The following is a 14,772-nucleotide window of genomic DNA, read 5'->3' on the forward strand; positions in this document are numbered from 1 at the left end:
TGACTCGCTCCCTGAATTAATTAAAGTCTGTTCTGTACATTTGATAGCCCATCATTCTAGGCAAGTGTTATTCTATGTACATACCCTCCAGCCCGCGATAGTATGCCCTATATATGTCTTTTTTGGTAATAACACCTATAAGTTTCATATTCTCAAAGTTCTCCACAACAGGGAGGAGGTTTTGATCAGATTCAAGAAGCTTCTCCAGGGCATCTTGGGCCGTTTCCATTGGACAAGTAACAGCATAGTTTTTACGCAGAAACCTCTTGACCGGAAGTGCTTTAAGCTTCGTCGACTTTCCAAGGATGTCTTTAACACCAATTACTCCAACGACCCTGTGCCCATCGTTCACAACAGGGAAGCAGTCGTGGCCGGTTTTTGCTATCAGCTTTTCCACCTTGAAGAGAGTCTCATTCTCATGGACGTAGACCGGGATGGATGTCATTATCTCGCCGACGGAGATCGTCTCTAGGATAACTGGCTTGCCAGTCTTTATGTGGAGGCCCTTTCTCTCAAGCTTGAGTGTGTAAACAGATGATCCCCTGAGAAAGGCTCTGGCAACAAGGAAGCTGAGTGTGGAAGAGAGCATTATCGGAGGCAGTATAGTGTAGCTCTTCGTCATCTCAGTTATCATGATGATTTGAGTAAGCGGCGCCTGGGTTATCGCGCTGAAGAAGGCCGCCATTCCCGCAAGGGCGTAGGACGATGGATGAACCGGCAGGGAGGGACAAAGATTCTGAACAAGTATTCCAAAGGCCGAGCCAAACATGGTTCCGATGTAGAGGCTCGGGGCGAAGATACCACCGCTGTAGCCGCTCGCTATGGAGAAGGTCGTCGCGGCCATCTTAACGAGACCGAGGGCTATGAGCATGGTGAGGGTCAGTTCGCCAAGCATAGCCAAGTCCATCCCTTTATAGCCAACCCCAAAGATGCCATAGTTTGGGAAGAACATGCCCATAACTCCAACTGCCATTCCACCGAGGAAAAGCCTGCCCTCAACCGGAAGTCTGCTTCCCTCGAACTTGTCTATGAGGGTGTAGAGGACCCTGATATAAGCAACGCCCATAAGTCCAAAGAGTATGCCAAGGGCAAAGAAAAAGAACAGCTCCGAGACATGATAGCTAAGCCCGGAGGGGATGGTTATCCCCGATGCGCTTCCAAGGATTAGAAGTGTCACCGCGTTGCCGACGATTGCGGAAAGAAATATAGGAACGAGGTTTATTGAGAAAGCCCCCATGTATATAACCTCAAGGGCAAACATCGCACCGGCGAGGGGAGTGTTGAATGTCCCGGCTATTCCGGCGGCGAGACCACAGGTGGTGAGCAGCTTTTTCTTTTCCGGCGGAAGCTTGAGGAGCTGGGTAACACCAGAGGACATGGCGGCACCTATGAAGGCGATGGGCCCTTCCCTTCCGAGGCTTGCACCTGTGCCTATGGAGATTGATGTGGCGATTATCTTCAGAAAGGCGAATTTTCCCCCGATGTTGCCGCTTCTGAATATGACCGCCTCAATGACCTCAGGAACGCCGTTGCCCTTTATGTTCGGCGCATAGCGAACAAGGGGGGCTATAAGGAGGCCTCCCAAGGCCGGGAGGAAAATGTAGCCGAGGTTGTAGCCGCGGTATTCATAGGTGATTAGCGGAAGGAGAAAAGAGAAGAAAAGCTTTCCTACGGATGCCACCATGAGCCTGAAGAGCACGGCGCCTATACCACCGGCTAATCCAGCCAGGGCTGCCAGTACTAGGACTGTGACCCACTTCCTGACGTAGCGCCGGCTCTCCCAGTCCATGGTTATCCTCGTGGAAGTTTTCAGCCGAAGAATGCCCCCATCATGTCCATCTGTTCTTCCGAGAAGCCCTTGACCTTGAACTCGGGCATCTTATCTTTCAGCTCTTCGTACTCTTCCTTCGTTATCTCCTCGGCCTTTCCGTCCTTCACACGATAGAAGATTCCGTAGTCCTCGTCGCGGTAGGCAACGAGAAACTCGTCAGCTTCAATGTCATCGAAGGCAACGAAGATGACATTTCCACCGGTGTACGGCTTCTTGCACTTGAAGGGGAAGCTGGCGGAGTTTAGCATGGCATCACCGAGCATCTGATTGGCCTTCTCGCCGTTTATCTCGGTCCAGAACTTCCTCCCCTCGAAGTCTCCCTCGACGATGATAAAAAACCTCTTACCGTCGAGCTCGACTATCGGAACTCCCTTTTTCTGGAGTATCTTGAACAGCTCGCCGATGGTCTCGGCGTTTCTCAGAGAGGCAACGAATCCTTCGACTTTCATAGTTTCCACCGATTGAACCTATGGAGAAGCCGTTATAAAGCTTTAACCCCCTCAACCTTTGGTTGATGCTCATGCTCGTCGATGGAGACCTTCACATTCACTCGAGGTACTCGAAAGCGGTCTCGAAGTTAATGACCATTCCGATGCTGGCAGAGAATGCACGCTTCAAAGGACTCGGTCTTGTGGGCACGGGAGACATCTTGAACCCCAAGTGGGAAGAGGAGCTTCTGAAGTACACCGAAAAGATTGATGAGGGGACCTACGAGAGAAAGGGAATCCGCTTTCTGCTAACGACAGAGATCGAGGACAATAAGAGAGTCCATCACGTTCTCATCTTTCCGAGCATCGATGCCGTTTGCGAGATGCAGGAGGCGCTGAGACCATATTCAAACGACATCGACACCGAGGGAAGGCCACACCTCAACCTTTCGGCTGCTGAAATAGCTGACATTGCGAACGAGCTCGATGTTCTAATCGGCCCAGCCCATGCTTTTACCCCATGGACAGCACTGTACAAGGAGTACAACAGCCTGAAGGAGGCCTATCAGGGGGCCAAAATCCACTTCCTCGAGCTCGGCCTTTCCGCCGATTCTGAGATGGCAGATAGAATAAAAGCCCATCACGGACTCACCTACCTCAGCAATTCAGATGCCCACTCCCCGATGCCACACCGACTCGGGAGAGAGTTCAACCGCTTCAATATCAAAGAGGCAACCTTTGAGGAGGTCAGGAAAGCCATCTTGAAGCGCGGAGGGAGAAGAATAGTCCTCAATGCCGGGCTTGACCCGAGGCTCGGAAAGTACCATCTAACCGCCTGTTCTCGCTGCTACGCCAAGTATTCACCAGAGGAAGCCAAAGCCTTCAAATGGAAGTGCCCCAAGTGTGGCGGGAGGATAAAGAAGGGTGTCCACGACAGAATTCTCGAGCTGGCGGATACAGAAGAAAGGCCCAAAGACAGGCCGCCCTACCTGAGACTTGCCCCTCTGGCTGAGATAATAGCGATGGTAATCGGCAAAGGTGTTGAGACAAAGGCCGTGAAGGCCATCTGGGAGCGCTTTTTGAAGGAGTTCGGAAGCGAGATTAAAGTCCTCGTTGACGTGCCTATCGAGAGTCTCGCGGAGGTTCACGAGGAGGTGGCAAAAGCGGTCTGGGCCTACAGGAAGGGCAAGCTGATAGTGATTCCCGGCGGAGGCGGAAAGTACGGAGAGATAAGACTGCCTGAGGAAATAAGAAAGGCTAGAATAGACGAGCTGGAGAGCGTTGAGGTGAAAGTGCCGAAGGAAGAATACAAGCCAAAGCAGACTTCGCTGATGAAATTTTTCAAACACTGACTTCCTCCCCGCCCTGAAGGGCGAGGCTCTCAAGAGAAAAAGTAATAGGAAATCAAAGCATAAAGAGGGGCTTTATCAGAACCGCGACTACTGGAACGGCAACGTTATCATCGATGACTTTCTGATACTCGGCGAGCATCAGTATGCCAGACCAAGCAAACTTCATGACAACGTTCAGATCAGGCAGCATTACAAAGGCTATGATAAGGGCGCTGAGGATGTACCCCACGCTGCCGATCCAGTGCTTCCTGAGCTTGACGTTGAAGCCGTTCTTTTTGAAATAGTAGAACCTGAGCACACCAGTGATACCATCGCTGATGGCTATCACGAGCATTATCGCGGAGGCGTAGTTGACATCCATAAAGACCGCCATGGCGCTGAACATGATGCAGTAAAAGACCTCGCCGTAGTTGTCTCTTATCTGATACCAGCTGAGCTCCTTTTTCATTATATGAGTTATGAGCTGGACGATAGCAAAGACCATAACGGCCCCAGCAAGTTCAATGCCAGAAACAAGGCCTTCCCTGAACATGAGGATTGCCGGAACACTGCTGAAGTGGATTATCTTCCTGTTTACCCACGCATAGTCTTCTCCCAGCTTTTTCGTCAACGCTATCGCCAGCACGGGAAAGAACACCGCAAGTAGCAGATATTTTAACATCTTATTCCCCTCCGCAGTTGGGTGAATTAATCAAATTATCACAATTTCATTTATAAATTTCTCGCTTTGTCTAGCAAACCTTCGACGGATGCCGAAGGCAATTCTAATAACTATTCCATCTGAACCTTGGTGTGATGTCCATGGAGCGCGAAATCATCGAACTCTTCATGAAATATCTCAAAAAGCAAGGTGATCTGCCACTCGGCGATGATGCAGGGGCACTGAGGATCGGTGATGAATGGCTGGTGGCGACAAATGACATGCTCGTGAGGAAGACGGACGTTCCGGATATAATGACGCCCGAGCAGGTTGGCTTTAAGGCCGTGACGATGAACGTGAGTGACATCGCGGCTATGGGAGCGAGACCAATAGGCTTCCTTTTCTCTTTAGGTGTTCCCCGAGGCTTTGATGGGTTATATCTTGAGGGAGTGGCGAAGGGAATAGGAAAGGCCCTTGAGTTCTACGAGATTCCCGTCCTAAGCGCCGATACCAACGAGGCAGATGATCTGATAATAGATGGAATTGCACTCGGAAGAACCAGGCATCTGTTAACAAGGAGCGGAGCAAAGCCGGGAGACTTAGTCTGTATCACAGGGGATATCGGCAGGCCACTGGCAGGACTCCTCGTATGGAAGAACGATCTCGACGTTTCGCTCTCGACGAAAGAGATTCTATACAAGAAGCTCCTCGAACCGCGTGCAAGAGTAAAGGAGGGGATTAAAATAGGAAATTACGCAAACGCTGCCATAGACATCAGTGACGGCCTTGCCAAGGAGCTCCATCTCGTAGCAGAGATGAGCGGCGTTAGGATAGAGGTGGATGCCTCAAAGCTCCCCATAATGGAGGAGGTTTTTGAAGTGGCCGAACTGCTCGGGAGGGATCCCCTTGAAATAGCCCTTGCAAGCGGGGAGGAGTTTGAGCTGGTTTTCACTATTCCTCCGAAATACACTGAGGAACTGAGTTTCGACTTCACAGTCATAGGTACAGTCCATAAAGGAGCCGGAGTGTTCATTACCACTGAGGAAAAACGGATGGAGGTTCCTCCTATAGGCTGGGAACACCTTGATAGCCGTTGAAGTGGGCATCCTCGCTTTGTTCTTCCCCCTTACCCTCAGAACTCGGATAAGATTTATAAACTGTCATCGTGAGTAAAGGTTGGCGAGAGCATGTTCGAGAACATCGCTGCATCAACTGAGCAGTACCTAACCCTCATCGGAGAAATTCCCCTGCATTACCTAGCCCTAGCACTCTTCACATACTATCTAAGCGTCGTGCTCTACGCCATCCGCTGGAAGCTCATTCTTAAGGGTATGGGGAAAGAGGTTCCGCTCCTCGAGCTGGTAAAAGCCATTCTGGCGTCCATATTTATGAACAACATAACACCCATGAGCCGTAGCGGCGGTGAACTGCTGAGAATTACTTGGATAAGCAGAAAAAGCAAGGTCCCTATGGGGATATCCACGGTGAGTATAATATACGAGCGTATCCTTGAGACGGTGCCTGTCTTTGTCCTGTTCCTGATTGGAATGATGTACTTTTCAACCATGCCGGATGTTCTGCTCCTGATAGGAATTGCCGGCGCTGCAGCAATATGGATTAAATGGGGCTCCTTCGTGAGCTTCTCCCTCAAGATTTTCAAGACTCCCGTGAGTGAGGAGGATATGGAGAAAATTCTCTCCCTTAGGGATTGCCACAACATAACTCTAGCGGGAATCCTTCTCAGCTCCGCCGTCTGGATACTCGACGTCGTAAGGCTCAAGCTCATAACACTAGCCTTTGGATTTGACCTGAGCCTTAGCCTTATCGCGGTTATCTCCATAGCCAACCTGCTCCTGGGCCTTGTGGCCTTTACTCCCGGGGGCATTGGCATCATCGAAGGGGGTCTTGTTGGAACGCTAACCCACTTCGGCATTCCGCTAGGCTTCGCAGTTTCTATAACTCTACTGGAGCGCTTCGTCTCCTACGTGCTCAGCAGCCTCGTGGGATTCATTGTACTGCTAACGTCCGGAGGGCGAGAGGTATGGAAAGCCTTAAAATCGCAATAGCCTCCGACTGGTTTTTTCCCAAAATCGGTGGAATCGAGACCCACATGGATGAGCTCGCCCGTAACCTTCTCAAGGCCGGGCATGAGCCCTACGTCATCACCCATGACTACCGCCATCTAAGACCTTACGGAGATGACTTTCCATATCCTGTCAGGAGGTTTCCAGCGTCCATTTACGTGAAAAGTCATCACATTAGCGTGGGTCTCGGCCAGCTGTGGAAGATAAACGAGTTCTATAAAGAGGTTGGCTTCGATATAACTCACGTCCACAGCATCTACTCACCATTTTCGATAGCCGTCGCTAACCTCTCCAGAGGTATCAGAAGGGTTCCGGTCGTTGCCACGAACCACTCCTTCTACGGGAATCCCCGGATCGGCCCGATTCTGGGTCCTATGCTAAGATATCACCTAAGGAGGATCGATTCCTTCATCGCCGTAAGCACCCCTGTGGCCAATGACACAAAGCATCTGCTCGAAAATAAGCTGAACGGCAGGCCAGTGGTTGTCGTTCCAAACGGTATCGATGTCGAAAAATGGAGGCCTCCTGAGCCAGAGGAGAGAGAGAAGGCCAGAAAAGCCCTTGGACTTTCCGATGAGATAGTCCTCTTTTACATAGGCAGGATGACGGAGAGAAAACAGGCTCACAGGCTGCCCTTCGTCATCTCCTCAGCCATCAAGCTTTCGGGGATCGACAAGAGGAGGATACGGCTGATAGCGGTTGGAAACGGTGTTATGAGGCCCAAACTCGAAGAAAATCTCAATGTAACTGGACTGGCCGAACGCACAACGCTCTTTGACTTCATGCCAAGAGAGAAGGTGATGGAGTTCTACTGGGCGGCAGATATAGTGCTTATGCCTGGAATGCTTGAAGCGTTCCCAATGGTGGGTCTCGAGGCCTCGGCCACAGGGAGAACAATAGTTGGCAGGAACGAGAGCGGGTTGTCGGACCTTATAGTGGACGGCGTCACAGGATTCCTTGGAAACAGTGAGGAAGAGCTTAGCCGGAAGCTTGCGCAGGTTCTCACGAACGAGGACCTCATAGAAAGAATGGGGACAGAGGCCAGGAGACGTGCGGAAAAGGAGTTTTCCTGGGATATCATACTTAAAAAGCTCCTGAGGGTTTACAGGCTCACGATGGAAAGTGCCGATGGAACAGACAAAAGATACCTGCTGTACAAACTCATCAGGAGGAGCAGCTGATGCTGGTTTCGATAACCTTTGACGTTGAGCACGACTGTCCGCCGTACCTAACGACAACGAGGGGAATGAGGGAAGGCCTGCCAAAGCTCCTGGACCTCATGGCCGAGAAAAAAATTAGGGCCACATTCTTCTTCACGGCCGAGATGGCGAAGCGCTTTCCAGAGTTGGTCAGGCGAGTGATTGATGAGGGTCATGAGCTGGGCAGCCATAACTACAACCACGAGAGACTGGATAAGCTATCCAAAGACAAAGGAAAGAAGGCCATAGAGAAATCCATTAAGGTTCTCAGGGAGTTTGGCGAAGTAGTCTCCTTTAGGGCCCCCAACCTGCAGTTCCCAAATTGCTATTATGATATACTGGAAAAGAACGGCATCTTAGTTGACTCCTCCAAGGCAAGGTACAAGGGCTACCAAGATGGGGTTAAGTTCTTTGGAAGCGTACTTGAAGTCCCAGCATCGACTACTTCTTCCGTTATAAGGCTCCCCTGGGGCGTCCAGAAGCTCATACATGCAAAACTAAGCGAACCAAAGATTTACTTTGCCCATCCCTGGGAATTCGTGCCGATGCAGAAGGAAAAGATAAGGCTTGATTGTAAATTCAACACGGGCGATAAAGCTATAGAGCTACTCGGAAAGCTGATCGATTACTACAAGAGCCAGGGCGCCGAATTTTTGACAATGCGTGAGTACTACGATAGATACCAAAAGCTTAAACGGAAGTAAGCATACTTCTCCTTGGTGATGATATATGAGAGAAGCGATGTACTGGGAGCCCCTAGAGGGGGGTAAGGTGAGATGCCGCTTGTGCCCGCTTAACTGCATCATCAATGAGGGCCAGAGGGGCTCCTGCAGGATAAGGAAGAACATAGGAGGAAAGCTCTACACGCTTAACTATGGAAAGGTTTCGTCCATGGCAACAGACCCAGTTGAGAAGAAGCCCCTGTTCCATTTCTGGCCCGGTTCCTGCGCATTCTCGATCGGAACCGTCGGCTGCAACATGCACTGCAAGCACTGCCAGAACTGGGAGATAAGCCAGGCAGATGAGAGCCTCCCCTATATCCGGGACGTTTCTCCTCCCGAAGTAGTTGAATTGGCTAAACGCTACGGCTGTGAGAGCATAGCGTACACATACAATGATCCTGTAATCTGGTACGAGTTTGTGCTAGATACTGCAAAGATAGCGCGGAGGGAAGGCCTGAACAACATCCTCGTCACCAACGGCTACATCAGCGAGGAGCCGTTCAGGGGACTGGCACCCTACATAGACGCCATGAACATCGACATCAAGGCTTTCAGTAATGAGTTCTATATGAAGATAGCGGGCGTACCAAGCAGAGAGCCAAGCAAGAGAACCGCGGAGATAGCTAAGAAGGAGCTTGGAATTCACGTTGAGCTGACCTATCTTATCATTCCAACGCTCAATGACCGGGAAGAGGAGATAAGGGCCTTCGCTCGGTGGGTCGTCGAGAGCCTCGGTGACGATACTCCCGTTCACTTCTCGCGCTTCTTCCCGCACTACAAGCTGACTCACTTTCCGCCAACACCGCTCGAAACCATCGAGATGGCGTATCGCGTGGCAAAGAAAGAGGGATTGAAGTTCGTCTATACTGGCAACGTGCCCGGACACGAAGGGGAGAACACATACTGCCCGAGGTGTGGCAAACCTTTAATAGTCCGCTGGGGATTCAAAATCACCGAGTACCACGTGAAGGGCGGGAAGTGTGAGTACTGCGGTGAACCGATTCCGATAGTTGGTACTTACAAGAAAAAGCGATATGATTGGATGTGGTGGTGAAATTGGCAGAGATTGAGGTTATTTTCTACATAGAAGCCCTTGGCAACGACAAGAAAGTTTTAGAAAGGGCCCTGGAGGAGACCGCCAAGAGCCTCAAAAACGAGAAGGGTGTCAAAATCAAATACGTAAACGTCGAAGACGTGCTGGAAAACGAAGATGAGGAGCCCCTTAAGTATTCTGGAGTTATAGAAGCCGGGATTTCCGGAGATCTAGAAAACGTAATCCGACTAGCCCTTAAATATTCTCCAGCCATCGTTGAGGTTCTCAAACCCGGAAAGATTGAGATAGAGTCTAGGAGACTCATGAAAATTCTCGGAGAGGTCTCACTCTTCATGGGCAAGCTCATGAAAGAATTCGGAGGGCTGGCAGTTTATCCAAAGCTCGACGACCTTCCAGAGCCAAGAATCGGCTATTCAAGGGATGAAATTGAGGACTTTATAGTCGAAGACAGGAGCATCCTCTACCGCTTCGTCATAGAAGTCTTCGGGGAGAACGAGGAGGGTATAAAAACCACGATGGCAAAGGCTCTGACAATTGAGGGGTGCAGGATAAACAAGCTCGCCGTTCAGGGGCAGGAGGAAGATGGCCAGTTTAAGGGTCTTCTGGCGGCAGAGCTTCTTTCCCCCTTCGAAACTCTCGTCCAGCTGACTGCAAAGTACGCTCCAGTAGCAATTTCTATCCTTGAGCCCGAGATCATCGACGTCACAGCCAACGAGCTCCAGAACACGCTAACAGACCTGGGCAGCTTCGTCAATGAACTCGTTACAAGGCCCATAAAGAAACTGATCATGGAGAAAAAGAACACCAAGTTCAAACTCAACCCATGATATTATCGGCAAAAGGCGAATACCTTATAGGCATTTAATTAAGCTCCCTTTCATTTTTACGGCAATTAGCGTGCTCTTTTTAAGCAGAGAAAGGGTCTGAAAGCGAAAAGTATATATACCCTTATCCGGTAGAGAGTGATTGACAACACATGTTAGACCATCCTAGGGCGTAAGCCCAAACTCAAGGAGGTGTTGGGAAATGAAAGTGAAGAAGATCGCGGCCCTTGCAGTTGGTGCCGCAATGGTTGGAGCCACCGTCGGCTTTGCCAGTGCCCAGCCGACCGTTCCGGAGATTCCGAAGGACTTCTTCGTTAACGCCGATGGAACCCCGAACGTTAAAATCGTTGTTGGAAGTAACGCTGCTGCCATGGACGTTGCCAGCGCCGCTGACATAGCCGTTGCCCTTGGAAGCCTGCTCTACACCACCGAGCAGGTGGAGGCCCAGAACGCTTACGTGAAGATCAAGGCCGAGTACCCACCCGCCACCCTCGATGAGTGGACCATCTACGCTTACAACTTTGACACTATGACTGTTGACCACGGACTCAACTACACTGCCGGTGAGCTTGCTGGTTGGGCTACCACTTACGAGGAGCTTCCGGGTGACTACTGGTACAACGGAGTCAACTACACCGGCACTTACACTGACTGGGTAGGCAACTTCATGGTCACTACCACCATCGCCGACAAGGACAAGACCGGTGACGAGCAGCTTATCGACTGGCACATCACCCTCAAGAACGTCCAGCTCAGCTCCAAGGACCCCGCTGAGTGGGACGGTACCATGCCACCCAAGGACGCTGACCTCATCGTCACCCCAGGCAACGTCACCGTCTTCGTTGACTACGTCCTCTACAACTACACCGTCTCATACACCACTGAGGTCAGGCCTGCTTACCCAGAGTGGGGCGTCCCGGCCGAGTATGCAACTGTTACTGACTGGTACATCGGCGACGCCGAGAACATGGCTGCTGCCGGTGGAACCGAAGTTGGCGTCTACAGCCCAGGTGTCGCTGCCGGTGGAACCTTCACCGTCTTCGGCGAGACATACTACGTCCTTAGCGTCGGAAACGACACCTTCACCGCCGGTCTCGACAAGGGTACCGCCTGGTACCAGGTCGGCCAGCCGCAGGCCATCGAGGGCACCGACTGGATCGTCACCGTCCTCGACATAAGCATCATTGACCAGAGGGCCCTTGTCGTCATTAAGAACGCTGTCACCGGCCAGGAGAGCGACCAGATGATCCTTGAGAAGGACACCCCAGTTGACGTCTTCGGAGACGGCGCAGTCATCCTCACCCTTAGGGACACCTTCGTTGGTATCGACGGCCACCTCATAGCCTCCATTGAGGCTCAGGTTGACGTCGACACCTACACCAGCGGTCGCACCATCATCTACGATGGCAAGACCTGGGAGATGACTATAAAGACCGACGGCACCTACATCACCAACATAACCCTTACCAACCTCGACACCCTCGAGGGCAACCCGGTTGACATCTTCGGCACCTACGACCTCAAGTACTGGTTCGAGATGTACACCCTCAACGAGGCTGCTGTCGGCTACGACATCGACGGAAACGGTACCATCGACGACGTTGACCGCGTCGTTGCCTACGCATACATAGCCCTCACCGAGAAGGAGGGTACTGTCAGCGAGATTGAACTCAGCGTTGGCGACAATGTCCTTGACACCGAGTACTACGTTGCTGGCATCTACGCCGACCAGGTAATGGTCAAGCCGGTCGCCAGCCCGATAACCGTCATGGACTACGAGGTCAACCTTGAGGACCCAGGAAGCAACCTCATCCTCGTTGGTGGTCCGGTCGCCAACAGCGTCACCCAGTACCTCGTCGAGCAGGGCATCAGCCAGGTTGACTGGTACAACAGCCCAGGCGACATCGAGTACATCCAGGATGCCCTTGGCGGCTACGACGTTGTCATCGTCGCTGGTGCTACCAGGGACGAAACCAAGGCTGCCGCCGAGGCCCTTATGGAGTACCTCGCTGGCCTCTGAAGGCCTTTCCTTCTCTTTTAATTCTCTCTTCTGGGGGTTTTAGCCTTGAATCAAAAGAGGTTTGCAGTTGTTCTTGTAGTTCTCTTCATAGTCATTGCTCCAATCAGCTATGTAATGTACTCGTATCATAACTTCAACAACGTCATCAGCCCAAAGCCACCCAGAGCATCCACCCAATATGTGATAATATACACGCCATCTGCTCAGTTCTACGCCCTCACCGCTGAACAGTACCAGAAGCTTATCGAGCAGGGAACTGCTCCCCCAGCGGGCTCCAAGATATTCAACATTACCGTGGACAGCTACATTACAGGCAGTCCAGAAGTTGACCTGAATATGACCATCAGAGGCTTTTATGAGTACTTCACGATAGTTATCGGCGACCCCTCCGTGGAGAACTGTAAAGATAACCCCCAGCTGTATCTTGGAGACTGCAAATACAGAACACTCACCGTCTCTGAGATATCCGGGGTGGTGTCCAACATCTTCACAACCAACTACTACATTAAGGGCCTCGAAATGGGCTACGACAACGTAACCGCCAAGCAGTACGCTTTCAACCAGACGTGGCTGAGATACAGGAAGACCTACCTGAACTTCTGGACTAAAATCGATATCGGCCGCGGCAAGATAGGGAATCCGGACCACCTTGTTGTGCTCCTGATCGGTCCAGCAGAAGGAGCAACGGAAAACAGAATATTCACTCCCCGCAAGGGAGTGCTGGTAATAGAGGGAGTCACCGACGAAACTTTGAGGGCTGAGGTTGTGTTCATCGAGAACCTCATAGGCTTCTCATGGCCAGAAAAGAGGAACACTACAGAGTGATTAAATCTTTCAGTATTCTTTTTCCCTCATCTCCAACCACATTAAAGAATTCCTTTTCATCTCTGAAAGGCCTCCTAGACAGAATCTTCACAACCCTCTTCTTACCGATACCAGGAATGTACTGAAGAATCTTTGGACTCTCCTGGTTCACATTTATGGGTATCGGAATGCCTGTTATGCTTCTAAAGCCGTGATCGACTATTAAAACATCGTAGAACCTGTTAAGCTCGACTTCTTTGGGAATGCCAACTATCAGTGGATAGCTCCCTATCTGTCTGCCGTACGTAAGGCCGTTGTCGTAAACCTCAGCTCTAACGTCCCTGAGAACCGTTCCAACAGGCACGACCCTCTTAAGCATTGGAAGGTCAATTTCATGTCTTATCTTGTACTTGTAGTGCTGGATGAGCTTCTTGTGCTTCTCGGTCTTTACTCTATTTCTCATATGCCAGAGAGGGGTTCCGGGGAAGACAACCACCTGACGTATGTTTATGCGCCTGACCATCAGGCCATCGTCGAGGAGCTTTTTGAGGAACTGGAAAGTCAGCTCGTAACTCTTCTTTGTCTCTCCAGGAAGACCAAAGAGTATGTTTATCCCTGGGAGGAGCCATGGCATTCCGTTGTAGCCCCTCTTTCCCCCTACCTCATTGAGCAGCTTAACCGCCTCGTAGGTTTCTTCGGCAGTGGCGTTCAGGTTGTTGAGCTTGGCCACCTTTGGGTCAGCACTCTCAAGTCCGAAGGCAACGACGTTTCCGGGTGTACCGTACTCAATGAGTGCCCTTGCTATCTCCCTGCTCTCCTCAGGATAGTTCGCTATCACCGCAGGATTTGCATTGTCCACGTGGAGGGTTTTTATGTCAGGAGCGACTAAGCGGATTCCGCGGAAGAGTCTTTCAATGGCTTCGGGATTGGGTATGGGAACGCGGCCGTTTGATTTTGCCATATAGGAAAAGATGCAACTCTGCCTACCGACGCGGAAGTGTCTCACGCCAAGGTTGTAGAGAACTTCAACTTCCCTCACAATATCCTCAATGGATCTGTCCTCGACCTTTCTATATCTCACGGGCTCCGTGCAGAAGGAGCAGCCGCCTATGCCCATAGCCTTTGGACAGCCACGCTGGGTCTCAATCTCAACTATGACGAAATCTGGGAAGTCAGGAAATTGCGTCACGACCTCTGCACCCAGGAGGGCGTAATCGCGAAGCTCGTCATAGGTTCGAAACCTGAAGGGGTCGGCTTCTCTGGGATTCCGGAAGAAATCATAAAGAAAAGCCTCCAAGTCCCCGTAAACGATGTGGTCAAAGACCGTCTGAGCCAACATCAGCTCCCGAGAGGTTATCTTTGTCCCACCCTGGTGGGCAGAACCCATGAAAGCCGGTCCTCCAAGTATTTTAACTCCTTTAAAGGGCTTTAGGAACAGGGCAACCTCTTCAACCTGAGAGGGGACAGCTGAGAGGTACTTACCCGGAGTGTGGAGACCCCCGATGTAGATTATAACGTCAGCCCTTTCGAGTATCTCTTTCGTTTTTGGGAAATTTGGTGTCTTGTTTTTAGTGGCAACTCCCCTTTCACCCTCAAACGTTGCCCGAAGGTCATCTATGGTCAAATAGAACACGCTAACATCTTTACGTGCCTTTTTAATGGCACCGTAGGCGTAGCGCGGATATATACCAAGGTATGGGGGAACACCCAATCCAGCCGGCTCATCGGTATAACCATCGATGATAGCAACTATCATGATGGATGAATCTATTGTGCCTCTTAAAAACCAATCGATATCAAATCGAAAAGTATAA

13 protein-coding genes are annotated in these 14,772 nt (G+C 50.9%); 9 read left to right on the top strand and 4 right to left on the bottom strand.

The window, feature by feature from the left end; genetic code table 11:
• Positions 1–67: 67 nt before the first annotated feature.
• Together E3E32_RS03960 and E3E32_RS03965 are read right to left on the bottom strand one after the other, a co-directional pair.
• Positions 68–1,789, bottom strand: coding sequence for a chloride channel protein (locus E3E32_RS03960; RefSeq protein WP_167730331.1), 1,722 nt, complete (start codon positions 1,787–1,789; stop codon positions 68–70).
• Between the two features lie 20 nt (positions 1,790–1,809).
• The gene (locus E3E32_RS03965) at positions 1,810–2,280 is read right to left on the bottom strand and encodes a hypothetical protein (protein ID WP_167730970.1); all 471 of its coding nucleotides are present in this window, start codon (positions 2,278–2,280) and stop codon (positions 1,810–1,812) included.
• Between the two features lie 71 nt (positions 2,281–2,351).
• On the opposite strand from E3E32_RS03965, the gene E3E32_RS03970 reads away from it, so the two are divergent.
• Positions 2,352–3,611: a TIGR00375 family protein gene (locus tag E3E32_RS03970; protein ID WP_167730971.1), complete on the top strand. Its 1,260-nt coding sequence runs from the start codon at positions 2,352–2,354 to the stop codon at positions 3,609–3,611.
• 52 nt (positions 3,612–3,663) lie between these two features.
• On the opposite strand, the gene E3E32_RS03975 is transcribed toward E3E32_RS03970, so the two are convergent.
• Complete coding sequence (locus tag E3E32_RS03975) at positions 3,664–4,272, bottom strand: hypothetical protein (RefSeq protein WP_167730333.1); 609 nt, start codon at positions 4,270–4,272, stop codon at positions 3,664–3,666.
• Between the two features lie 140 nt (positions 4,273–4,412).
• On the opposite strand from E3E32_RS03975, the gene E3E32_RS03980 reads away from it, so the two are divergent.
• From E3E32_RS03980 to E3E32_RS04015, 8 genes are all read left to right on the top strand, one after another.
• The gene (locus E3E32_RS03980) at positions 4,413–5,348 is read left to right on the top strand and encodes a thiamine-phosphate kinase (RefSeq protein ID WP_167730972.1); all 936 of its coding nucleotides are present in this window, start codon (positions 4,413–4,415) and stop codon (positions 5,346–5,348) included.
• Between the two features lie 90 nt (positions 5,349–5,438).
• Positions 5,439–6,317 (top strand): lysylphosphatidylglycerol synthase transmembrane domain-containing protein, encoded by an 879-nt coding sequence (locus E3E32_RS03985; protein WP_167730334.1) that lies wholly within the window; start codon positions 5,439–5,441, stop codon positions 6,315–6,317.
• Positions 6,293–7,516, top strand: coding sequence for a glycosyltransferase family 4 protein (locus E3E32_RS03990; protein ID WP_167730336.1), 1,224 nt, complete (start codon positions 6,293–6,295; stop codon positions 7,514–7,516). Before E3E32_RS03985 ends, E3E32_RS03990 begins: the two co-directional genes overlap by 25 nt.
• The gene (locus E3E32_RS03995; RefSeq protein WP_167730338.1) at positions 7,516–8,238 is read left to right on the top strand and encodes a polysaccharide deacetylase family protein; all 723 of its coding nucleotides are present in this window, start codon (positions 7,516–7,518) and stop codon (positions 8,236–8,238) included. Before E3E32_RS03990 ends, E3E32_RS03995 begins: the two co-directional genes overlap by 1 nt.
• Before the next feature lie 25 nt (positions 8,239–8,263).
• Positions 8,264–9,310, top strand: coding sequence for an AmmeMemoRadiSam system radical SAM enzyme (gene amrS / locus E3E32_RS04000; protein ID WP_167730340.1), 1,047 nt, complete (start codon positions 8,264–8,266; stop codon positions 9,308–9,310).
• 2 nt (positions 9,311–9,312) lie between these two features.
• Positions 9,313–10,137, top strand: a complete 825-nt coding sequence (locus E3E32_RS04005) for a hypothetical protein (protein WP_167730973.1) — start codon at positions 9,313–9,315, stop codon at positions 10,135–10,137.
• Between the two features lie 199 nt (positions 10,138–10,336).
• On the top strand, positions 10,337–12,154 hold the full coding sequence (locus E3E32_RS04010; protein WP_167730342.1) for an S-layer protein: 1,818 nt from the start codon (positions 10,337–10,339) through the stop codon (positions 12,152–12,154).
• A gap of 45 nt (positions 12,155–12,199) precedes the next feature.
• Positions 12,200–12,979, top strand: a complete 780-nt coding sequence (locus tag E3E32_RS04015) for a hypothetical protein (RefSeq protein WP_167730343.1) — start codon at positions 12,200–12,202, stop codon at positions 12,977–12,979.
• On the opposite strand, the gene E3E32_RS04020 is transcribed toward E3E32_RS04015, so the two are convergent.
• Positions 12,969–14,714 (bottom strand): radical SAM protein, encoded by a 1,746-nt coding sequence (locus tag E3E32_RS04020; RefSeq protein WP_167730345.1) that lies wholly within the window; start codon positions 14,712–14,714, stop codon positions 12,969–12,971. The two genes, E3E32_RS04015 and E3E32_RS04020, sit on opposite strands and share 11 nt — an antisense overlap.
• Positions 14,715–14,772 lie beyond the last annotated feature (58 nt).

Source organism: Thermococcus sp. GR6, assembly GCF_012027415.1.
GTDB classification, from domain to species: Archaea; Methanobacteriota_B; Thermococci; order Thermococcales; family Thermococcaceae; genus Thermococcus; species Thermococcus onnurineus.

Bases quoted from the DNA above. Each gene is read 5' to 3' on its own strand.
- E3E32_RS03960 (WP_167730331.1), bottom strand. From the start codon at position 1,789: ATGGACTGGGAGAGCCGGCGCTACGTCAGGAAGTGGGTCACAGTCCTA.
- E3E32_RS03965 (WP_167730970.1), bottom strand. From the start codon at position 2,280: ATGAAAGTCGAAGGATTCGTTGCCTCTCTGAGAAACGCCGAGACCATC.
- E3E32_RS03970 (WP_167730971.1), top strand. From the start codon at position 2,352: ATGCTCGTCGATGGAGACCTTCACATTCACTCGAGGTACTCGAAAGCG.
- E3E32_RS03975 (WP_167730333.1), bottom strand. From the start codon at position 4,272: ATGTTAAAATATCTGCTACTTGCGGTGTTCTTTCCCGTGCTGGCGATA.
- E3E32_RS03980 (WP_167730972.1), top strand. From the start codon at position 4,413: ATGGAGCGCGAAATCATCGAACTCTTCATGAAATATCTCAAAAAGCAA.
- E3E32_RS03985 (WP_167730334.1), top strand. From the start codon at position 5,439: ATGTTCGAGAACATCGCTGCATCAACTGAGCAGTACCTAACCCTCATC.
- E3E32_RS03990 (WP_167730336.1), top strand. From the start codon at position 6,293: ATGGAAAGCCTTAAAATCGCAATAGCCTCCGACTGGTTTTTTCCCAAA.
- E3E32_RS03995 (WP_167730338.1), top strand. From the start codon at position 7,516: ATGCTGGTTTCGATAACCTTTGACGTTGAGCACGACTGTCCGCCGTAC.
- amrS (WP_167730340.1), top strand. From the start codon at position 8,264: ATGAGAGAAGCGATGTACTGGGAGCCCCTAGAGGGGGGTAAGGTGAGA.
- E3E32_RS04010 (WP_167730342.1), top strand. From the start codon at position 10,337: ATGAAAGTGAAGAAGATCGCGGCCCTTGCAGTTGGTGCCGCAATGGTT.
- E3E32_RS04020 (WP_167730345.1), bottom strand. From the start codon at position 14,714: ATGATAGTTGCTATCATCGATGGTTATACCGATGAGCCGGCTGGATTG.